The following is a 20,597-nucleotide window of genomic DNA, read 5'->3' on the forward strand; positions in this document are numbered from 1 at the left end:
TTAAGTAGGATAATATGGGAATTTTGATAGCAAATTAATGGGAAATTGTTTTGGTGAATATCGGGGATTATACCAAGGCTGTTGATTAAAATATTCTTGTAACCCAGGAGTATCAAACCTGCGACCCTTAACAGCAAAAACTGTATTTCGCATAATATCTAATTCATAACCATCTTTACCTACTAAATCTGCTTCGGTAACTCGTCTTTGAGAAATCCAAAAATAATTCTTGATATTTGTATTCGTGGTATTTCTCGGTGATGTATTAGAGATGGAGACATTAGAAATTTCTTTGAAAAATACCCGATTAGGTGATGTATTTGCATCTTTACTAGCAAGTACACAATAAGAATCTGAATTAACTTTCCCATAGGTTTTTAAGAAGTTGATGCAGTTTGTGATATCATTAAACCGATTAGCATATACTTGATATAAAGGTTTACCTGATAGATTAGGATAATCTGGTATCCAGAATATTCCCGCTTGAGAATAACCCTTTACTTGTAAATTGTCAGATTGCTTGGTTGCAGTTTGTAAATCTGGAAAAGCAGAATCAGCAACAAAATAAATAGAATTATTTAGTGTAGATGAGTCTGATAATTGTTGATTTTTAGTTTCTGTTTTAGCAGAAAATTGAGGTAAAGAACTTTCGGGATTTTTAGATAATAATGTTTTCTGATTTTCTTGACTTGCAGAGGAAGATACTGATGTATTTTTATTATTTGATGATTCAATAGGTAAGGGTGATTTATTAATAGCAAACCCAACAATAATAGAAGCACCAATTAAACCACTGGCAATTACACTAGCAAGAATTATTCCACCTCTAGCGGTATTTTGATTAGTTTGATGAGAATTTTGTACGTCATTACCTGGACTTACTGCAATTGTATTTTCAAGTAATAAAGGAGATGGTGCTGCAATAACCGTAGGTTTTGCTACAAAAGCAGGTGCTACGGGATTTGAGAGCGTTTCCAAAGCTTCTAACATATCTCTAGCAGCAGTGAAGCGTTCTCTAGGATGATAAGCTATAGCTTTATCTAAAATATCCCCAAAATCAACATTCAAATGGGGTGCAAAATGTCGCCACAAAATGTTACCCATAGTTGGTTCAGTTGGTAATTCTTGAGGTATTTTGCCTGTTAATAAATAAATCGCTGTTAATCCTAAACTATACAAATCACTGGAATAAACTGGTCTACCAGATGCTTGTTCACTCGGCATAAATCCAGGTGTACCAATTATAATTGAGCTAGTGGGATTTCCTTGTAAATTAACTACTGTCCCCATTGATTCACGTACAGCACCAAAATCAATTAGCACTGGTTTCCCATCATGATGACGCAAAATTATATTATCGGGTTTAATATCACGGTGAATAATACGTTTTGAATGAACATATTCCAAAACAGGTAACAAAGATAGTAATATTTCTCTAACAGCAATCTCCGTAAGTAGTCCATATTGTTGAATTTTTTCTGTAACAGTATCACCCTCAATTAATTCCTGAACTAAATAAAATTGATCATTAAATTGAAAATAAGCATATAAACTAGGAATTTGATTAGATATAGAACCAAGTTCTTCTAAAATTGCGGCTTCTCGTTGGAAACATAATAACAAATTTTGCCACCGTTTTGGTGCTGTCAAAGCAATCCAATAAGCAACGGGAAAGCCTAAAATCAAGGTCATAATAGTAGTTCCAAATGCCAAAAAAAGTGAATTAAATATTACTTTTAAATAAAGTGATTCAAAAATGCGAATATAGTTACCTAATCCACTGGGATTTACTAAATCACCTGGTCGAATATCTGGGACTAAACTTAATTCAAAAATTATTAATGTTGGCAAAACTAGCAACATTAATAACCAAATACCAGATGGTGTTAGTAATCCCCAGGTCGGTAGCCAATTTTTCCAATCAGGTTGTAATTTCTCGATTTTTTTGATGTTGCTAGAAGATTCCATTTGCGAATTAGTGATTATATAGCGGTATGCACTTGAATGAGATATTAAGATTTACGGTAAAAGCCATACGGCAAAATAGTTTACTCCTTCTTTTTTCTTCTGACTACTGAATGGGCGCAGTCCCTGCGCCCCTACTTCCTTAATCATTTTTTAAGTTAGTAATTGAGTCCAATAACGTTCATAAATCTCTTCAAATTTTCCTAAAGGAGTTAGACGTTCACACTTTGCTAAAAGTGATTCAGGAGGAAATAAATTAGTATTCTCTTGAATTGCTTTTGGTAAATTTTCAAATCCTGCCCGATTAGGAGTAGAAATATATAAACGTTCGGAAATTTTCGCTGCTACTTCTGGTTGCAAAATTAAGTTAATCCAGGCATAAGCACCAGCTATATTCGGATTAGATTTGGGAATGACGATGGTATCAGTCCATAATGAAGAACCACTACGAGGAATTACAAATTTGAGCTTGGGGTTTTCTTGAGAAATTTTGACGGCATCAGCAGAATAACACATAGCTATCGCTAAATCTCCCGCCAGAATCTTATTTTGCCAAGCGTCAGTATCAAAAGCGGCGATCGCAGGTTTTAATATCTGCAATTTCTGATATGCTTGTTTAACCTCATTTTCATTTTGGGAATTATAGGAATAGCCCAACATCCGTAATGTTGCACCCATTACCTCTCGCACGTCATTGAGTAAGGTAAATCGTTTATTGAGTTTATCTTGATTTTGCCAAAGATACTCCCAATCTTCTGGGGCATTTACCAGTTGTTCTGAGTTGTATAATAAACCCGTTGTTCCCCAATTAAAAGGAAGACTATAACGATTATTCGGGTCATAAGTAGGATTATTAAATTGGGGAAATAAATTATCTAAGCCAATTAAACGGCTATGATCTATTTCCATCAATAACCCTTTTTCCGCCATCTTTTGTACCATATAGTCAGAGGGGTAAATAATGCTATAAGTACCACCACCTCCGGCTTGCAACTTAGCTAACATGACATCATTGGATTCATATACATCTGCTATTACTTTCACACCTGTTTGGGTCGTGAAGGTAGTTATTAATTCTTTATCTGTATATTGAGTCCAGGTATAAATATATAGTTTGCCACTTTGATTAGAGCTAATATAGTTTGACCCCACATTAGCTAGTCGCCAACCACAACTACCTAAAGATAAGGTAGAAAATGCCGCCGTTTTTTTGAGAAAATTACGTCTGTTAGTCATTTAATTTACATCTTGACTAATAGCTAAACAGTCAAATTTTTCCCACCAAGCATAAATGGGTGTATTCCTATCTGGTAAACTAGCATAAGTATTAGGTTGTAAAACATTGAGGTGAACACCATTGATTAATTCCACAACATAATTAACATGAGTCCCTAAATACATGACATTAATTAGCCGTCCCTCAAAACAATTTGTGAGTATATTAGTGGGATAAAGGGAAAGTTGAATTTTTTCAGGACGGACACTAACAACAACACTTTGAGCTATTTCTAGGGGAGTTTGTTCGTGACGACTAACAATCATCGTTAATCCGGTTTTAGTAGAAATTTTCATAGATTCTGCATCTACTTCCACAATTTCACCGCTAAATAGATTAGTATCACCAATGAAGTCAGCCACAAAAGGTGTTTGAGGACGTTCGTAAATCTCGCTAGGAGTACCAATTTGTTCTATTTTGCCTTGATTCATCACCGCAATGCGATCAGATAAACATAATGCTTCTTCCTGATCATGTGTCACCATCACAAAAGTTAACCCTAAATCCTTGTGAAGATTGGATAACTCAACCTGCATCTCCTTGCGAAGTTTTAAGTCTAATGCTCCCAAAGGTTCATCGAGGAGAATAACTGCGGGACGATTAACCAAAGCCCTGGCTAAGGCTACCCGCTGTTGTTGACCACCGGAGAGTTGACTAGGAAGACGCGATCGCAAACTTTCCATTTTTACTAGCTTTAAAGCATCTGTAACGCGACTAGCAATTTCCGATTTGGATATTTTTTTCAATCGCAATCCAAAAGCAATATTTTCCCACACATTCAAGTGGTTAAATAAAGCATAACTTTGAAATACAGTATTCACAGGTCGCCGATAAGGAGGAACATCAGTCATTAACTGACCTTGAATGAGTAACTTACCAGCATCCACCCTTTCAAATCCAGCAATCAAGCGGAGCGTAGTTGTCTTTCCACAACCAGAGGGACCTAAAATGCTAAAAAACTCTCCCTGTCTAACATCCAAATCCACTCCGTGTACTGCGGGTTCTTGGTTGAAAAACTTGAATACATTACGCAATTCAACATCAAGTGGCTGTAGTGGTTTTAAACCTCTTTGATTCTGCATCGCAGTTCGAGCCATAATCTTCAGTAGAATACCCTGATATTTAATCTTGTTCGTTGTCAGTTGTTACCTGTTACCTATTTATCCCAAAAAATTATTTTGGTCTATGGCTATTTTACCATCATTACTTAGTATAACAAAAAATACACGCACAGTTGGACGTGGTGTTCAATCCACATTTGTAATTCTATTCACATTATTAATGTTATCTGGAATTGGCGCTAGATTAATATATTTACAAATTATCGAAGGAAAAAATCACCGCATCCGGGCAGAATCCAACCGCATTCGGATTATTCCCAAACAACCAGAAAGAGGTAATATTTTTGATAGAAATGGTAAATTATTAGCCAGCACCCGTTATCCCCGATCTGTGTATTTATGGCCAATGGCACATACCAAAGCATCTTGGTCGGTAGTTGGTCCACGTTTAGCCAAAATTCTCGACACTCCCCAAACAGATATCGAGAAAATACTTGAACAATCTGCTGTCAATCCTTCATCACTAATTCGCATTGCTCGAAATTTAAACGAAGCACAGGTAACAGCATTAAAGGAGTATGAAAATGAACTACCCGGAGTAAAAATAAATACGGAAGCTGTGCGTTATTACCCTTATGGTCAAGAGTTGGCTCACATACTTGGATATACCCGTGAAGTTACTGCTGAACAGTTGCAAAAAAGGAAAGCTGAAGGCTACCGATTGGGAGATGTTATGGGTCAAATGGGGGCAGAAAAAGCTTATGAAAAATTGTTAAGAGGTGAATGGGGCGGTCAGCAGGTAGAAGTAGATGGTAGTGGTAGTCCTTTACGCGTATTGGGAAGTAAGCAAGCAAAAGCTGGTAATGATTTGCACTTAACTATAGATTTAGATATGCAAATTGCCGCAGAAAAAGCTTTAGGTAAACGCAATGGCGCAATAGTCGCAATTGACCCCAAAAATGGGGCTGTCTTAGCAATGGTGTCTCATCCCACCTTTGACCCCAATATTTTTTCTAAACAAAAACTTTCTCAAAAAGATTGGGAAACCGTTCAAGGTTCTGGTCATCCTTTAGTTAATCGGGCCATTAGCGCCTTTCCTCCAGCCAGTACATTTAAAATTGTCACCACAACGGCTGCACTAGAATCAGGTAAATTTTCTCCTGATACAGTATTACAAACCTACGGTTCTTTAACTATTGGTGGAACTAGGTTTGGTGAATGGAATCACGCTGGTTTTGGTCCTTTAGGTTTTGTCGGGGCGATGCAGTGGAGTAGCGATACTTTCTTTTATCAAATTGCTAAGAAAGTTGGTGGACCAACATTGATTGAATGGACTCGTAAATATGGATTTGGTCGAAAAACTGGTTTTGACTTTACTACACAAGAAGCTAAAGGTTTAGTTCCCGATGAAACTTGGAAACACAAGGTATGGAAAAGAGATTGGACTGTGGGTGATACTATAAATATGTCCATTGGCCAAGGGGCTTTACAAGCTACTCCTTTACAAACCGCTGTGATGTTTGCTGTACCTGCCAATGGTGGCTATCTAGTCCAACCCCATTTATTGAAGGATAATGAAGAAGCTAAAAGCTGGAGAGAATCATTAAATCTCAAACCCACAACGGTCAAAGTTCTCCGGGAAGGATTGCGGAAGGTAGTTAGTGAAGGTACAGGTAAGGTACTAAATGTCCCCAATCTTCCTCTGGTAGCTGGCAAAAGTGGTACTGCTGAAGCTTGGAGAGGAGGGGTTAAAGAAAATCACGCTTGGTTTGGCGCTTATGCACCTGCGGATAAGCCAGAAATTTTAGTGGTTGCCTTTGCTGAACATTCCGGTGGTGGTGGTGGTAGTGTCGCTGCACCCATGATTTTAGAAATCATGGAAAAACATTTTGCTCGAAAATAGGTAATGGTTAATGGGTAATGGGTAATGGGTAATGGGTAATGGGTAATAGGTAATAAGAATAATTCTTTTTCCCTACTCTCTACCCCTGCCTCCTGCTTGCCATAAAAAAAGACCCTGAAATGATCTCCAGGGTACTTACACGTTTTTCAGGCATTAATAAGTTTAAGATTACTCAGCCTCAAGAAATATTGCTACTACCTAAAGTAGAGTTAATGGAAATATTTTGGCTTAAGGGTGAATAAGAAGGTGTTTAAAATTTAAAAAGTTTTGATTTATAGCAACGGTCAAGGTAGTTAGGACATGAATTGTTCGTGTTAACGTACCGTAGGTGAAACTCCGTCCAAAACAGGTTTCTACTCCTGACTCCTGCTATATTATGTTTATGTTCCGGCACGAGAGCGAATATGATCAGGTAGATGATGTCGGTCTCCTAATATTTCCAACAAAGGACCATTCACGTCAAATTTCACCATACTTACTGAAGCGACCAAAATATTTACCCGATAACGATACCGTCCCAAATCAATCCCCAGTAAACTGCAAAGCATAATCCGAATCGTGGCTTTATGGGAAACGACTAAAACATTACCTTGGGAATGTTTTTCTTGAATTTCCGCAATTACAGGCATAGAACGGTTAGCAATATCTACCGCAGTTTCTCCACCAATGGGTGCATTCCAAGCCGGTTCTGTCAACCATTTTACATAGTTTTCTGAGTAATTTTCTTGAGCAAACGATTTACTCTTAGTTTCCCATTGTCCATAACTACCTTCTCTAAGTCCTTCCCGCACCTGCATCTTCATACCAGTAGCATCACAAAATGGCTTGGCAGTGGAAATAGCGCGTTTCATTGGACTAACATAAACCGCTGACCAGTCCAATTTTTGATATACATCAGCAAAACTAGATGCCATTTGCATCCCTTCTTTTGTCAAATCTGCATCAGTTTCACCACAGAAATTACCACTTTGACTAAAAGTAGTTTCGCCATGCCGCAGTAAATATAAATTGAGTGTCATAATTTGTATGGCGATGGGGATAAAAGAATTTGTGCAAAAACAAAATAACATCAATCTCTCTATCGAGTCTGTCACAGCAGAACCTAATTAAGGATTTCATGATCATTCAATCTGTGTAATCTGTGTAATCCGTGATTGTTTTTTCCATTTATCTTGATCATCAGTGGCGATCGCGTCACAATAATAATTAAAACTATGTAATTTATCTTCACAATGTCCATCTCCCCGCTTACTCCTACCCTTTCATCCCCCCACACCCCCACAGAAACCTACTGGGGATATGATTATGATTTGGTCATAGTCGGTGGTGGCATTGTCGGCTTAACCCTAGCCGCTGCTTTAAAAGATTCTGGTTTAAAGATTCTCCTCATTGAAGCTAGAGTTGCATCAGCCGCAGTGGCTAAAGGACAGGCTTATGCTGTACATCTGCTGTCTGCCCAAATTTTCCAAGGAATTGGTTTATGGAACAAAATTCTCCCCAATGTTGCTAAATATAACCAAGTGCGTCTCTCCGATGCTGATTATCCTGATGTGGTGAACTTCCAAACCGATGATTTAGGGACACCAGAATTAGGTTATGTAGCAGAACACTATGCGCTATTAGCACCTTTACAGGAATTTGTTCAAAGTTGTGCAAATGTAACCATCTTGTGTCCAGCGGAAGTAGTAAGTACACAAAACGAAAGAGATATAGTTACTATTAATATCAAAATTGGCGACGAAAATCGGATAATTCGCAGTAAATTGTTAGTCGCTGCTGATGGTTCAAAATCTCCCATTCGTCAAGCTGCGGGCATTAAAACCAAAGGTTGGAAATATTGGCAATCATGTATTGTGGCCTTTGTGAAACCAGAAAAATCTCACAATAACACCGCTTACGAAAAATTTTGGTCTAGTGGTCCCTTTGCCATTTTACCTTTACCGGGAAACCGTTGTCGCATTGTTTGGACTGCACCCCATGAAGAAGCAAAAGCTTTGTGTGCGTTGAATGATGAGGAATTTTTAGCGGAACTAACTAAACGCTATGGTCAGCAAATGGGGAAATTGGAATTATTGGGAGAGAGATTTATTTTTCAGGTACAGTTAATGCAGAGCGATCGCTATGTTCTCCCCAGATTAGCATTAATAGGTGATGCCGCCCATAACTGTCATCCCGTTGGTGGACAAGGTTTAAACTTAGGAATTCGGGACGCAGCCGCATTAGCCGAAATCATCCAAACCGCCCATCAAAAGCGTCAAGATATTGGTAATATTTCCATACTCAAAAAATATGAAAGCTGGAGAAAAAAAGAAAACCTCGCAATTTTAGGTTTCACCGACTTATTAGATCGAGTTTTTTCTAACAACTTCTTACCAATAGTCATAATTCGCCGTTTAGGTTTGTGGATTATGCAGCGAGTTCCCATAGTGAAAATATTCGCCCTGAAATTAATGATTGGGTTAAAAGGAAAAACTCCTGAATTAGCTAAACGGTGAAATTACCAAAACCAAAATATCGTAGGGTGTGTCAGACTCGATAACTTAGCCAGCCATAAATAGATTTTGACATCTGACGCACCTTAAAAATGTACTTCTTGTAATAGTTAACAACATCAACCTAATAACTAAGGAAAGTGAGAGATATCATGACTCAAACTTTAGAAAATGCTCTTAATTTAGGAGAAGAAGAACAACGATTCTACCGTCGTGGAGTAACTTGGGAAAAGTTCCAAGCAATTCAAAAAGCATTTGAAAATGTCCCAGGAGTGCGTTTATTTTATTGTGAAGGAGTTTTAGAAATCGTGAGTATTAGTAAACCACATGAAGCAATTAGTAGTTTAATGGCTGCACTACTAACCAAACACTTTAAAATAGAGGAGATTGAATTTTTCCCCAGTGGTAGTTATTCGCAAATTGTTCCTGGTATAGTTGAGTATCAAGCCGATTTATCTTATTGTTTTCAAACTGATAAACCTAGACCAGATTTATGTATTGAAATTGTTATTACTAGTGGTAGTCCTATCAAACTGAAGAAATATAAATTAATGCAAGTTCCCGAAGTTTGGTTTTGGGAAGATGGAATGCTGGAAATTTACTGTTTGCGACAAGAAGAATATGAGAAAGTTAATAATAGTGAATTGTTGCCAAAATTAGATTTATCTTTATTGAATCGTTGTCTTTTGTTATCTTCCCCCTTAGAAGCAATCAAAGAATTTCGTTGAGGGATTTAATAGTTGTTATATTATTCCTCGTTCCCTCGTTCCCAGGTTCTACCTGGGAATGCAATCAAAAGGCTCTGCCTTATGCTAACATTAATATGAGGCAGAGCCTCATTAACCGTATTCCCTGTCAGAGACAGGGAACAAGGAATTAAGAAACTTCTAGTTTTTCCTTACCTGCATTCAAAGCCACAACATCTTGTAACCTCGAAATCACAAAATATTTCTCCAAATAAGACAACAAACCACCAGCTTTTGGACCCTTTTCTTTATTTAAAAAAGATAGATACAAAGCCTTAAAAGCAATTGGTTGTTGAATCCCTAACTCCTTAGTAGTCGAGAAAATTATAGTTTGCAATGCCTCAGCTTCCCAATGAGGAATATTCTGCAAATTCTCCATCAACTTTTGCAAATAAGCAACCTGTTCAGAGTTCAAATCATTAGCTTTATCAGGAACTTGTTCCAAATACAGAACTAACTTTTCTTCCTCATCTGCATAATCTTGTAACCACAATTGTGCAGCAGCAATTCTTTGATTAATAATTTCCTGATCATACTCAGTTAAAGGCTGTGGACTACGTTGGACAACCTCATCCTGAATATTTAAACGCGGAACTTGCAACAAAGAAATCAACGTACTAAAATCAAAAGGTTGGAAAGTTTTAACTTCATCCCCTAGCTGCGCGTAAAATAACGGCATTAATTCCTCCGTTAATTCAGGAGATTTAGAATACTTGTTGATTAAAGTATCGTAATCTCTAAATAAACGAGTAGTAGTTTCATAATTTGGCGCAAAATTAATGACAGTTCTTGGCTGAGTTCGCAACATTAAAAAGCGCAGTAATTCCGGTGGAAGTAAAGCCGCAATTTCTTCAGCACTCGAACCAACTCCCTTAGAAGAACTCATCTTTGTCCCATTTACCAGAATAAATTCATAGGGAGAATGAAAAGGAGGTTGCTTTTGTAAAACCTTGCGACTAATCGCATTAGCAACATCACGAGAACCACCTTTTTGAGAATGATCCTTTCCAGCCATTTCAATAGTTACACCCAACACATCCCACTTAGCCACCCATTCAACTTTCCAAGGTAATTTACCATTACCATTAAAAGGAGAAACCCAACCAGAATGTCCACAACCTTTTACATAGTCAGTTGCATCAGGTTTGCAGGTGTAAAATACTTCTGAACCGTTATAATCTGTCGTGACAGTTGTGGCAATCTTACCGCAATTTTCACAAATAACTTGAAAAGGATACCAGTTATTTGGACGGTCAGCTTTGCTTACTTCCTTATAAGCTTCTCTCACCAAATGGGCATTTTTTAAGAAAGTGTCAATATAGGAATTAAGTTTTCCAGAACGATATAAATCGCGGAGAAAATAAGTTTCTGGTTTAATTCCTAAATACTCGAAAACTTCAAAAAATTCACCAATGAAATATTTAGCATAATCACTAGCATCATCACCAGGAGAAGGCACATTACACAGCGGAAAGCCCAAATAAGGAGAAAATTTTTCCTGATCTAAGTATTTTGGAACTGTATCCAGTGCGTCATAGTCATCCACACCATACAAGAACTTGACAGGTTTACCTGCGTGTTTCAATGCCCGGTAAATCACATCATGGATAACCACACCCCGCAAAGACCCAACGTGTACCCGTCCTGATGGAGTCTTAGAATCATTAACTACCTGGTAGCCTACTGCATCAGCAGCGATTTTATCAGCCCAAAACATTTGCTATTTATCTTTTCACAATCTACCCATTTTAACTTTTGTCATGGAGAATAATCTCATTGTTGACTAAGTTCAATAATATTTCTATCTGGATCTTTAATAAAAATTGCCGCGCGACCAGAAGCACTAGCCTGAAAAGGATAATTTTTAGCGATTAACTCATCTTTCACAACCTGCAAATCAACCACAGCAAAAGCAATATGAGGATTCTGTCCCCATTTTTCCTGTTGCTTATCGGTTGGTACAGCAGGCGCAACTATGAGATGAAGTTGATAATTACCGATTTGATACCAGACACCGGGGTATTTTAGAGGGCGTTCTACTTTTTCTAGTCCTAATACCTGACTATAAAAATATTCAGCCTGTTCTAAATCAGTGACTAGAATAGCAGTATGAAGACTCTGTATAATTTGCATTTTTTTGTTTTGTTAAAATATATAGTCATCATATTTGATTTTTGAACATTGCAAAACTCAGATCCCCGACTTCTTAGAGAAGTCGGGGATCTTATTTATTTATTGTTCAAAAAAAATTAATTTTTTCTTTAGGGACTTCCAAGAAATAAATTATCCTGATTAACGAACCACAGAGGCGCAGAGGACACAGAGGAATAAGGGTTTGAGAGATTTTTGCGTTAGGTGGTTGAGTATTTTTTTATTTGGAAGTCCCTTATGATTACTCGAAAGTGCCACAAATGCTCAGAAAACCACACCTAAGATAGATTGATTTATAATCCACGTAGTTTTTATTACATAAAAATTGATAATTCTAATACTTCCCCTTCAAATAAAAAAATGTATATTGTTCAAATCTAGCACAGTAGGAAACATCAAGGCAGAAACAAGGTAATGGTGAAAGATGAATTTACTTCTTTCTACCCTTGTCGTGTAAGAATTTCATCTTGATGTTTCTCTTTTTTAATAATTTCTAAATTGTTGATTTTTATCAAAATCTTATCTGATTAATTATTCTTAAATCCAGCAATATTTACTTAAGTAAAGTATAAATTTTACATAAAAATCCCATACAATAAAAAGAGCATGACTTACGCAATTGGCACATTGGTAGGGTGCGTCAGACTGCGTAAATTCTGCAAATAAACAGATTGTTGATATCTGACGCACCCTACAACTCTTGCGTAAGTCCTACAGATTTTTACTTTTTCTATGGCAAGCTGGTAGTCAAAGAGGTTATGGATTTAAAAAATGTCGTTTTCAGAAATCAAGCTACCAATTCATGAAACTTTTCAAAGTACAGTTCAGGGAGAAGGGTACTGGACTGGTTGCTTAGTAGACTTTATTCGCTTATCTGGTTGTCCAGTTGCTTGTCCTTGGTGTGATACGGGTTATGCTGACCCAAGAGTAAATTTACCCCGAATCGAACGTCCTATTGCTGAACTTCTAGGGGAAATAAAATCTCCCAGAGTGGTAATAACTGGTGGAGAACCATTTATTCATAAGCATTTACCGGAATTAGTACAAGCTTTGTTAGTTGCAGATAAGTTGGTTAGCATTGAAACATCAGGCTCTTTTTGGCAACAAGTTTCCCCCGCAGCCTGGATTACTCTATCTCCCAAGGAACATCTTAACGCTAAATATCCAGTGCAAAGTCAGTTTTGGAGTCGAGCTAATGAAGTTAAGATAATCATAGAAACTGGTAGAGAACTTGATTTTTACGAAAAATATCTATCTACTCACCCTAATTTGCTTGTCTACTTACAACCTGAGTGGAACAGTTCGTCGAAATCACTACCGCTGATTTTCCAGATATTACAACAAAAACCTGACTATAGACTATCTTTACAAACACACAAGTATATCGGAGTACAATGACTAATCAGCAGTGGCTACTAGCTAAGGAATTCCGCTTTGAAGCAGCACATAAATTGCCTTACCATGATGGTAAATGTTCTCGGCTGCATGGACATAGTTGGCGTGGAGTTGTTTATGTAGCTGGTGATAGATTAGTAACAGAAGGTGCTAAACAGGGTATGGTTATGGACTATTCAGAAATCAAAAAATATCTCCAACCCTTGCTGGAGAATTATTTAGATCACTATTATTTAAATGAATCTCTGGGTTTAGAATCACCAACTAGTGAGGCGATCGCTGCTTGGATTTATGATAAATTAGAACAAGCAGGATTAGCAGGGTTAACAGCAGTCAGAATTGATGAAACTTGCACTTCTATTTGCTTGTATTCTAAAAATCGCATATCTGGCTGGTTGAATTCTGGTGAAAGCATAAATTTACTTCCCTGAATTTAATTTTGAAAATTCTTACCTTGGCGTGAAAATAATTCATATTTACATAATTCAACGTCTATCACTCCTGCGCTCCAGCTTGTCTTAACATATTACAAATACCACGATAATTATTAAATTCGGCAATCATTAAGGCTGTATAACCCCCTTGATTTTTTAAATTTACATCTGCCCCAGCTTGTAATAGCATTGCCACTGCTTGACTATAACCTTCTGCTACAGCTAACATTAAAGCAGTTGCGCCAGCGGAGTTTTGCAGATTCACATTTGCTCCTGTTTCTAATAGTAATTGGAATATTTCGGGATAGTTGGCAGCTATGGCTTTGACTAAAGCGGTTTTACCATCATCTGCTAATTTATTAATATCTGCTCCATAATCAAGTAATAGTTTGACAGTTGGGAAATGTCCTTGGGATACTGCTAAGGTAAGCGCAACTTCGCCAAAGTTTTTCTTTTCCATATCTGCTCCTGCATCTAGTAAAACTGCTACTATGTCGCTATATCCCTGGAATGCGGCTATTAATAAGGGTGTATCTCCCAAATGGTTTCTAATTTGCACATCTGCGCCCCGTTGGATTAATATTTTGACTACATCTATATATTCTTCGACAACGGCAAGATGTAAGGCTGTTTCACCTTCTTTATCTTGATGATTAATTTCCGCACCTGCATCTAATAAAGCGGTGATAATAGCAGTATTTCCCGTTGCTGTGGCTGCTAATAATGCTGTTCCATGATCAACGTTTTTGATGTTAACATCAGCACCAGATGATAACAATGCTTGGACTATTTCTAAATAGCCTAAATCTGCGGCAATTATTAATCCTGTATCACCCTCTGGATCTTGACTATTGACAATATGGTTATTTTGTGATAATGCTTTAACTACTGTTGGATGTTTGTGTTTTATGGCTAGTTTGAACGCGGTATCATCATCTTTGTCGGTAATGCTTATGTCAGCACCGGCGGCTAATAAAATTTGTACAATCTCAAGATGACCTTTCAGTGCTGCTATCATTAATGCGGTACTACCATCATCGTTGGTAGCATTGACATTTGCCTCGTTAGAGACTAATAATTTGACAACATCTATTTGATTAGCACTAGCAGCCAGCATTAGTGCTGTTAAATTATAGGTTTTTCTGGTTAAGTTAATGTTAGCACCGGCATCCAAGAGCGATCGCACAATTTCTGTATAACCTAAATTCGCCGCAAACATCAATGCTGTAGTTCCATTTATATCGCTAATATCCACATTAGCACCGTCGGACAGCAGCGTAAATACTTCCTGTATATCCCCAGTTTTCACAGCCTTTAACAACGAATTATCTTGATTTTCTATCATTGGTTAGATCCTGTTTCGGTAGATGTGACTGATTCCAACTCCAGATTACACTTTGGCAAGATTGAAAAATTTCTACGTAAGAAAAATAAATGTATGCTAAGTTTTATGAAGATTTAATAATCGGAAGTAAAAAATATGGCTTTTGAACTAACTCCAACAATCAGATTCTGGTTGAACTTTGCTCACCCAGTTACTATGTGGGTACTATTAGCACTTTCCTTGTATGCTGCATATTTAGGATTACAAGTACAGCGTACCAGAAATGCTCAGGGAGAAGAAAAGAAAGAACTAGTTAAAGGGCGTTATACCATCAAACATCACCAAATTGGTTCTATTATGTTAGCTCTGATGGTGGCAGGTTCAATTGGTGGTATGGCTGTTACCTACATTAATAATGGTAAGTTATTTGTCGGACCCCATCTATTAGCCGGATTAGGGATGACAGGTTTAATAGCTTTTTCCGCATCTCTATCTCCTTTTATGCAAAAAGGCGCAAATTGGGCGCGGATAACTCATATATTGTTAAATTTTGCTATTTTAGGGCTTTTTGCATGGCAAGCCTTCTCTGGTGTCGAAATTATCCAAAGAATCCTCACTAAAGCATAGATTGTCAATTCTCAATTTGTAGGGTGCGTCAGACTCGATAACTTGGTAAAAAACAGATTTCCTCTATCTGACGCACCATAATCCATCAGTTATTCCCTAAGAGGATGTTTGAAAAGTTTTTAATGTATAAACAAACCCCTCTCCAAACCTCTCCCCGAAGCGGAGAGAGGCTTTGAAACCCCCCTTCCCAGCCTTCGGCACGCTGCGCTAACGTATAACGTAGGGCAGCGGGGCAGGGGGGTTAGGTTTTTGGAGATTATCGGTTTCATCTAATACTTTTCGGCGTTGCTGATTTTAGGGATGAAAATAATTTTGCATACGTTCAAGACTCTTGTAGAGACGTTCCATGGAACGTCTCTACCTCCAAAAATCATACGCCAATTCAGCAACGCCTTTAATTGAAAGTCCCTAAATAGTTTTACAGAATTTCATCAGGATTAACACCGATAGATTTCAGATAAGCCGCTAATTTTTCTTTTTGTTGGCGTTCCTGGTCTGCCCTTTGCTGTTGCTCGTCTGCCCTTTGTTGTTGTTGGTCTGCTCGTTCATTACCAGTTAACAACATCTCACCATCTCCAGTCCACCAACGTAACCAGGGTATTTCCGTATCTTGTTGAATCCCCAACTCTACCCCCATTGGTGGAATCGGAAAATGCCCTCGTTCATTAGCTGGCATTTTCTCATACTTGCCATCTACCAAATGATAGACCTCAACCGATGATTTTTCTACCTCATAAATAGCATAAAAGGGAATCCTAATTGCTTGTTCATATACCCAGAATTTACCCGCTTTCTTTGGTTCTCCAGTTTGGTCATCAATATCATGTAATGAGGTAGTATCTCTTTCTTCTGAACCATCACCAGAGACAAATTCTATAGCAATTAATGGAGCAACAATTTCCTTCCACATGACATAAGAACGGCGATATACTCCTGCTAATAAAGGGGCAACATGGGGAACATAAAACCAATCTGGTGCTTCTGCTCCTTTTACTAGTGGTTCTGTAATTCGCCAATAAATACCGCTATCTTGTCCAATACAATAACGTCCGTCGGGATGTAGTTTTTGTAAAATTGCTTCTATAGAAGTTGTGAGAATGATACTTTGGGGTAGTTCCTGAAAATTTTTCACAAATTCTCCATCTGAATCTGGCAGTTGTGTATGGTCAGGGAGTGTGATTTGATCGTCTTCAGATGTAGTTGGTGGTGCAATGATTGGTTTTGTTAATACCATAGCAACTTCATCGCCTTAGTTAATTTTTCCTAGTTTAACATGATCCTCAATGCAGATTTATACGATGTGACAAAAAGCGATCGCGTAAGCACTGCTGCAAGTAGATCGCATCTTATGAATAAGTAGAGAGCGCTTTTTTTCAAGACATCTATGGGATTTCGTCAGGATTAATACCCAAGGTTTTCAGGTACGCTGCCAGTTTTTCCTTTTGTTGTCGTTCTTGAAGAGCGATCGCTTCAGCTTCTTCTTTAGCAGCACGCATCTGATCTGCCCGTTCCTCAGCAGTGGGATACCTCACCCCAGAGCGATCGTACCAATAAACCCACTCCCGTTGCCAACCGCCCTGATTGCCCTGCTCACAACCAATTCCTAGCTCTATCTCCGGCATCCAGAACACTTTACCATTTCCTGGTAACAGAGCAACCGATGGGACTAATTCATACTTGCTATCTACTAATTTATAAACTTCTAAAGACTGATGTTTTTTATATAATCCTCTTCTTCCACTCAAGGGATTGTAAATCACATAATATAAAATCCCTAAATCTTGGTACTCTAACAACTTGCTATCATATTCGCCATTATATTTGTGAGAAACTACTTCCAATACCAAAATTGGTAATACTTTTTCTTCCCATAATAAATAACTTAATCTACCCCCTTCATTTTTGAGTCTCTCCACTCCTAAAGCTAAAAACCCATCGGGAACAATTGATTTAGATTTTGCCGGTTCTTCTGTGTTTGGTTCATAGTAAACGCACATATCTACTCCCCAGAACCAATCTTGGCGATCGCCCCAAATCCATTTCAATAAATTTAACAATAGATTGGGAATATCATTTTGGAGTTCATTATCCACTGGGGTTTCGTCGCTGTCGGGTAAGTCTTCTGCTGTGGGCAGATTTTGATATTCATAAGATGTCGTAACCATAGCTTTTTGGCCTGTTACTTTCGCTTCTATGATATTAACTCATTTAGCGATCGCCTCAGATTCTTCTTTAGCACCACGTTTTTGGAGGGGTTTAGCAATGCTCATAGGTGTCAACTTAACCGAAAATATAGGAGTCCTATATGTTATCTGTTAGCGCCCGGAAATCAATTTCCGGGCTAATAGCTCAAGTACGTTAAAACGTACTCAAATTAATTGAGAATAACGTTAACCAAACGGTACTGGGTCGCACCAACAACACAATTATTAGCACCAACAACATTTATGGCAATCTGGCAGTTCTTGGCTCTGCCTTCAATACTAGCAGAGGCAGAGCCTCTGTGATAACATTCCCAGTCAGAGACTGGGAACGAGATAAACGAGATAAAAGTAGTCGGTTTAAACCGACTTTAGCTATAAGACAGGGAATTTATTCCCTGGATTCTGGAACTCTGAAATATTCAAGAATGGACTTAAACTACCTACCACTAGAAAAGCATCCTATTACGGAAATAATGGCAAGTAGATTTAGGTTATGGTATCGGTTCTCAAGGCAATGGTATTGTTGTTTCAACATCAACGGGAATATTACCCGCAATAGATTTGAGGTTGCGTACTGATAACAATGCCTTAGACCGTTATTATTTGTGTTTCTTTTGCGAAAAAGGTATATTTAGAGATTGATGAAAATCTTTTTGTACCTTGTGTGTGAGACGATGGGAAACTTTACGGACTATTTGATTAAGGATGCGATCGCCAGTAGACTGAATTAACGAATAGGGTAATCGCTGAATAAATCTGGGAAACTGCAACTCAACAACCAAATCCAACTCCCACTCCACCCGCGTAACCCCATCTAAATCACCTATCAATCGTGTTGATGATTTATAATCCACCTCATAACCAGGTGACTGATAATCAGGTACAGGAATAGTTCGGATTTGGAATTCATTATCTTCAGGTTTTAACAACTCTAAACCAATCTTCGGTTCTACATCGTAACCAAAAGCACCAAATTTACCTACCGCCAAAGCATAACTATTTTCACCTATCCGGCTTACCTTCATCGGTTCTGCACAACGACCAAACCAGGAAGAGTGAGTATTGAAATACTTCTCTACCTGCTCCACAGGAGCATACATTTCCATCCCATCTTGATAATTACCATAAAATTTAGTTGCGCTTAGATGAGCCTCCTGTAATACAGTCTCATCTGCTACTTCCCATGATTGATATTTACTATTGTTTGTAACCATAAATTTGTTTTTTCTATATCTGGAAAGTTGTCTATATTCATCATTCCCACTTCAGGGAAGTTTTTTCGCATCAAAATCCAATTTTCACGAAAATTTCAAAAAATTGTCATTAACTTTACACAAACAGCATGAACTGATTATGTAGAGTCAGTCAACAACGAGAAAAATGGTAAATTCAGGTGTAACCAATTCACAGTCATTCAATAATTGATATTGTAGCTAAATACCAAAATAACTTCATCATAGCAATATTACTGAGCCGAGTAATCTTCGGAAATAAAAAAAAGTTAATTTTTGCTTATTAGTCCCAAGAAATAACTAAAAGGAGTTAAATTCTGAAAAACTTTGAACTGAAAGGTGTAGAAAAACTCATCGCTCCCATAGCCTCACTTTTGGGCTTTGTGTACCTGTTTCAGTGGTATATTTTTGGAGATATACAATTATCTCCCGAACCTATATTTACCAGAAAACAGCCTCCCCTAGTCATGAAAGGTGGAGATCCTTATATTCGGGCATTAATGCGAACTATATCTGCCAGTGAAGCCAGTGGGAATCGTCCCTACTCTCTCTTGTATGGTGGTGAACAAGTTAATGATCTCAGTCATCATCCTCAAAAATGTATCACCATTGTCACAGGACCGAATACAGGTAACTGTTCCACAGCCGCAGGTAGATATCAAATTATTAATACTACGTGGGATCAAATTGCTCCTCGTTATCATCCAAAACCCAGCAAAATGATGCTTTGGACTAATTATAGTTTTGAAGCAGAGTATCAAGATGTCGTCGTTTACCGTTGGTTAAATGATGTAAAAGTTTGGGGTGTAAATATTCCTAAGCTATTACAGCAAGAAAAATTAAATGATGTTCTCCGAAAACTCTCCCCCACATGGACAAGTTTAGGATACGGGATAGAAAATAATTCTGTTAGTAGTTCCTTACCCAAAATTTATCAGCAAATCTTAAAGGAAGAATTAAAGCAAAATCCCGAAATCAAAAGTACAAAATAGGAAAATTAGATCAATCTACAAGGATTTTGCTTTTCGCTTTGGCTGATATAGGCATAAATACCTTTGCCTGAATAGGCTTTAGCACTTGCAACCCAGTTAAATTTTGCAAACAATCCAAAGCAGCTTCCCGAATCATGACTTCTTGTTCCTGACTCAGTAATAGTTGTAAACATTCCCCGATATCTTGTTGTATTACCGTATCAACTCGCTGACGGGTAATCAGTTTATTGAGTTGACGTATGGAAAGTAAACGTTTTAAAGAATCCTTTTCCGTTAAATTATTTAACAATTGATCAATATAATCTTCTTCTCGATTTCCTTGAAAACTGAATATTTGCCACACCAGCAAAATTAAAGTTAATAGCGTTCCCATTCCTTGCACAATCGCACCAGCAGCCAACCAATGACTAGGAGCATCAACCCAAATTGCCGAAGCCATGTAAGTTATCACAGTCGCAATACCACCACTGGCGATCGCATAAGCTAACCTACTATTAGTGCTACTCATCAACTTACGTATTTCTAACCAGCGCAATTGCCAATTCCATTTTTGCACTGAGTAAGTAAATACCATCATCCCAATACCCACCACCAGAGCTAACAGCAATTGCCAACTCCAAAGCAGCATAGCTACAATAATTGTCAGTAATCCCAGCAAAATACCAGGTTCAGAAAAATGTTTAAAAACCTGATGTTTGGGAATCTTGATCTGAATTTCTGAAACTTGATTCATCAATTGTCGCCAAGAAGACGAAGCCTGTGCCACAGTATTTACCTACTTGATTACAAAATTAT

Annotated in this window: 19 protein-coding genes; 8 read left to right on the plus strand and 11 right to left on the minus strand. The window is 37.8% G+C overall.

Features of this window, described 5'->3' with window-relative positions:
* From AN486_RS02380 to AN486_RS02390, 3 genes are all read right to left on the minus strand, one after another.
* Positions 1-1,692 (minus strand): YARHG domain-containing protein, encoded by a 1,692-nt coding sequence (locus tag AN486_RS02380; RefSeq protein ID WP_290599086.1) that lies wholly within the window; start codon positions 1,690-1,692, stop codon positions 1-3.
* 426 nt (positions 1,693-2,118) lie between these two features.
* Positions 2,119-3,201 (minus strand): spermidine/putrescine ABC transporter substrate-binding protein, encoded by a 1,083-nt coding sequence (locus tag AN486_RS02385; RefSeq protein ID WP_053537674.1) that lies wholly within the window; start codon positions 3,199-3,201, stop codon positions 2,119-2,121.
* Complete coding sequence (locus AN486_RS02390; RefSeq protein WP_053537673.1) at positions 3,202-4,338, minus strand: ABC transporter ATP-binding protein; 1,137 nt, start codon at positions 4,336-4,338, stop codon at positions 3,202-3,204. It abuts the gene before it with no gap.
* 88 nt (positions 4,339-4,426) lie between these two features.
* Here AN486_RS02390 and mrdA point away from each other — a divergent pair, with 88 nt between their 5' ends.
* On the plus strand, positions 4,427-6,205 hold the full coding sequence (mrdA, locus tag AN486_RS02395) for a penicillin-binding protein 2 (protein ID WP_290599060.1): 1,779 nt from the start codon (positions 4,427-4,429) through the stop codon (positions 6,203-6,205).
* Positions 6,206-6,585: 380 nt separating this feature from the next.
* Here mrdA and AN486_RS02400 read toward each other — a convergent pair whose 3' ends face one another.
* Positions 6,586-7,224 (minus strand): histidine phosphatase family protein, encoded by a 639-nt coding sequence (locus AN486_RS02400; RefSeq protein WP_053537671.1) that lies wholly within the window; start codon positions 7,222-7,224, stop codon positions 6,586-6,588.
* Positions 7,225-7,437: 213 nt separating this feature from the next.
* Between AN486_RS02400 and AN486_RS02405 the strand changes: the two genes are divergently transcribed.
* Together AN486_RS02405 and AN486_RS02410 are read left to right on the plus strand one after the other, a co-directional pair.
* The gene (locus tag AN486_RS02405; protein ID WP_290599062.1) at positions 7,438-8,700 is read left to right on the plus strand and encodes an FAD-dependent hydroxylase; all 1,263 of its coding nucleotides are present in this window, start codon (positions 7,438-7,440) and stop codon (positions 8,698-8,700) included.
* 149 nt (positions 8,701-8,849) lie between these two features.
* Complete coding sequence (locus AN486_RS02410) at positions 8,850-9,425, plus strand: Uma2 family endonuclease (protein WP_290599064.1); 576 nt, start codon at positions 8,850-8,852, stop codon at positions 9,423-9,425.
* A gap of 148 nt (positions 9,426-9,573) precedes the next feature.
* Here AN486_RS02410 and lysS read toward each other — a convergent pair whose 3' ends face one another.
* Together lysS and AN486_RS02420 are read right to left on the minus strand one after the other, a co-directional pair.
* Complete coding sequence (gene lysS, locus AN486_RS02415) at positions 9,574-11,160, minus strand: lysine--tRNA ligase (protein ID WP_290599066.1); 1,587 nt, start codon at positions 11,158-11,160, stop codon at positions 9,574-9,576.
* A gap of 56 nt (positions 11,161-11,216) precedes the next feature.
* Complete coding sequence (locus AN486_RS02420) at positions 11,217-11,576, minus strand: VOC family protein (RefSeq protein ID WP_290599068.1); 360 nt, start codon at positions 11,574-11,576, stop codon at positions 11,217-11,219.
* A gap of 789 nt (positions 11,577-12,365) precedes the next feature.
* On the opposite strand from AN486_RS02420, the gene AN486_RS02425 reads away from it, so the two are divergent.
* Together AN486_RS02425 and queD are read left to right on the plus strand one after the other, a co-directional pair.
* Positions 12,366-12,992, plus strand: a complete 627-nt coding sequence (locus AN486_RS02425; protein WP_290599070.1) for a radical SAM protein — start codon at positions 12,366-12,368, stop codon at positions 12,990-12,992.
* Complete coding sequence (gene queD / locus AN486_RS02430) at positions 12,989-13,420, plus strand: 6-carboxytetrahydropterin synthase QueD (RefSeq protein WP_053537665.1); 432 nt, start codon at positions 12,989-12,991, stop codon at positions 13,418-13,420. Before AN486_RS02425 ends, queD begins: the two co-directional genes overlap by 4 nt.
* 64 nt (positions 13,421-13,484) lie before the next feature.
* Here the strand turns inward: queD and AN486_RS02435 are convergent, their stop codons facing one another.
* Positions 13,485-14,768, minus strand: a complete 1,284-nt coding sequence (locus AN486_RS02435; protein ID WP_053537664.1) for an ankyrin repeat domain-containing protein — start codon at positions 14,766-14,768, stop codon at positions 13,485-13,487.
* A 135-nt stretch (positions 14,769-14,903) separates the two neighbouring features.
* Between AN486_RS02435 and AN486_RS02440 the strand changes: the two genes are divergently transcribed.
* Positions 14,904-15,374 (plus strand): DUF4079 domain-containing protein, encoded by a 471-nt coding sequence (locus tag AN486_RS02440; RefSeq protein WP_053537663.1) that lies wholly within the window; start codon positions 14,904-14,906, stop codon positions 15,372-15,374.
* Between the two features lie 418 nt (positions 15,375-15,792).
* On the opposite strand, the gene AN486_RS02445 is transcribed toward AN486_RS02440, so the two are convergent.
* Together AN486_RS02445 and AN486_RS02450 are read right to left on the minus strand one after the other, a co-directional pair.
* On the minus strand, positions 15,793-16,608 hold the full coding sequence (locus AN486_RS02445) for a Uma2 family endonuclease (RefSeq protein ID WP_053537662.1): 816 nt from the start codon (positions 16,606-16,608) through the stop codon (positions 15,793-15,795).
* 148 nt (positions 16,609-16,756) lie between these two features.
* Entirely contained in the window at positions 16,757-17,539 is a 783-nt protein-coding gene (locus AN486_RS02450; protein ID WP_190383986.1) for a Uma2 family endonuclease, read from the minus strand.
* Positions 17,540-17,567: 28 nt separating this feature from the next.
* On the opposite strand from AN486_RS02450, the gene AN486_RS02455 reads away from it, so the two are divergent.
* On the plus strand, positions 17,568-17,693 hold the full coding sequence (locus AN486_RS02455; protein WP_256366901.1) for a hypothetical protein: 126 nt from the start codon (positions 17,568-17,570) through the stop codon (positions 17,691-17,693).
* Positions 17,694-18,177: 484 nt separating this feature from the next.
* Here AN486_RS02455 and AN486_RS02460 read toward each other — a convergent pair whose 3' ends face one another.
* Complete coding sequence (locus AN486_RS02460) at positions 18,178-18,792, minus strand: DUF1997 domain-containing protein (protein ID WP_053537660.1); 615 nt, start codon at positions 18,790-18,792, stop codon at positions 18,178-18,180.
* Between the two features lie 335 nt (positions 18,793-19,127).
* Between AN486_RS02460 and AN486_RS02465 the strand changes: the two genes are divergently transcribed.
* Positions 19,128-19,802, plus strand: a complete 675-nt coding sequence (locus AN486_RS02465) for a glycoside hydrolase family protein (RefSeq protein WP_234413382.1) — start codon at positions 19,128-19,130, stop codon at positions 19,800-19,802.
* Positions 19,803-19,812: 10 nt separating this feature from the next.
* On the opposite strand, the gene AN486_RS02470 is transcribed toward AN486_RS02465, so the two are convergent.
* Positions 19,813-20,568 (minus strand): armadillo-type fold-containing protein, encoded by a 756-nt coding sequence (locus tag AN486_RS02470; protein WP_290599076.1) that lies wholly within the window; start codon positions 20,566-20,568, stop codon positions 19,813-19,815.
* Between the last annotated feature and the right edge of the window lie 29 nt (positions 20,569-20,597).

This window comes from Anabaena sp. AL93 (assembly GCF_001672085.1).
GTDB classification, from domain to species: Bacteria; Cyanobacteriota; Cyanobacteriia; order Cyanobacteriales; family Nostocaceae; genus Dolichospermum; species Dolichospermum heterosporum.

Coding starts and splice junctions, on each gene's coding strand:
- AN486_RS02380 (WP_290599086.1), bottom strand. CDS start 1,692: ATGACCTTGATTTTAGGCTTTCCCGTTGCTTATTGGATTGCTTTGACA.
- AN486_RS02385 (WP_053537674.1), bottom strand. CDS start 3,201: ATGACTAACAGACGTAATTTTCTCAAAAAAACGGCGGCATTTTCTACC.
- AN486_RS02390 (WP_053537673.1), bottom strand. CDS start 4,338: ATGGCTCGAACTGCGATGCAGAATCAAAGAGGTTTAAAACCACTACAG.
- mrdA (WP_290599060.1), top strand. CDS start 4,427: ATGGCTATTTTACCATCATTACTTAGTATAACAAAAAATACACGCACA.
- AN486_RS02400 (WP_053537671.1), bottom strand. CDS start 7,224: ATGACACTCAATTTATATTTACTGCGGCATGGCGAAACTACTTTTAGT.
- AN486_RS02405 (WP_290599062.1), top strand. CDS start 7,438: ATGTCCATCTCCCCGCTTACTCCTACCCTTTCATCCCCCCACACCCCC.
- AN486_RS02410 (WP_290599064.1), top strand. CDS start 8,850: ATGACTCAAACTTTAGAAAATGCTCTTAATTTAGGAGAAGAAGAACAA.
- lysS (WP_290599066.1), bottom strand. CDS start 11,160: ATGTTTTGGGCTGATAAAATCGCTGCTGATGCAGTAGGCTACCAGGTA.
- AN486_RS02420 (WP_290599068.1), bottom strand. CDS start 11,576: ATGCAAATTATACAGAGTCTTCATACTGCTATTCTAGTCACTGATTTA.
- AN486_RS02425 (WP_290599070.1), top strand. CDS start 12,366: ATGTCGTTTTCAGAAATCAAGCTACCAATTCATGAAACTTTTCAAAGT.
- queD (WP_053537665.1), top strand. CDS start 12,989: ATGACTAATCAGCAGTGGCTACTAGCTAAGGAATTCCGCTTTGAAGCA.
- AN486_RS02435 (WP_053537664.1), bottom strand. CDS start 14,768: ATGATAGAAAATCAAGATAATTCGTTGTTAAAGGCTGTGAAAACTGGG.
- AN486_RS02440 (WP_053537663.1), top strand. CDS start 14,904: ATGGCTTTTGAACTAACTCCAACAATCAGATTCTGGTTGAACTTTGCT.
- AN486_RS02445 (WP_053537662.1), bottom strand. CDS start 16,608: ATGGTATTAACAAAACCAATCATTGCACCACCAACTACATCTGAAGAC.
- AN486_RS02450 (WP_190383986.1), bottom strand. CDS start 17,539: ATGGTTACGACATCTTATGAATATCAAAATCTGCCCACAGCAGAAGAC.
- AN486_RS02455 (WP_256366901.1), top strand. CDS start 17,568: ATGATATTAACTCATTTAGCGATCGCCTCAGATTCTTCTTTAGCACCA.
- AN486_RS02460 (WP_053537660.1), bottom strand. CDS start 18,792: ATGGTTACAAACAATAGTAAATATCAATCATGGGAAGTAGCAGATGAG.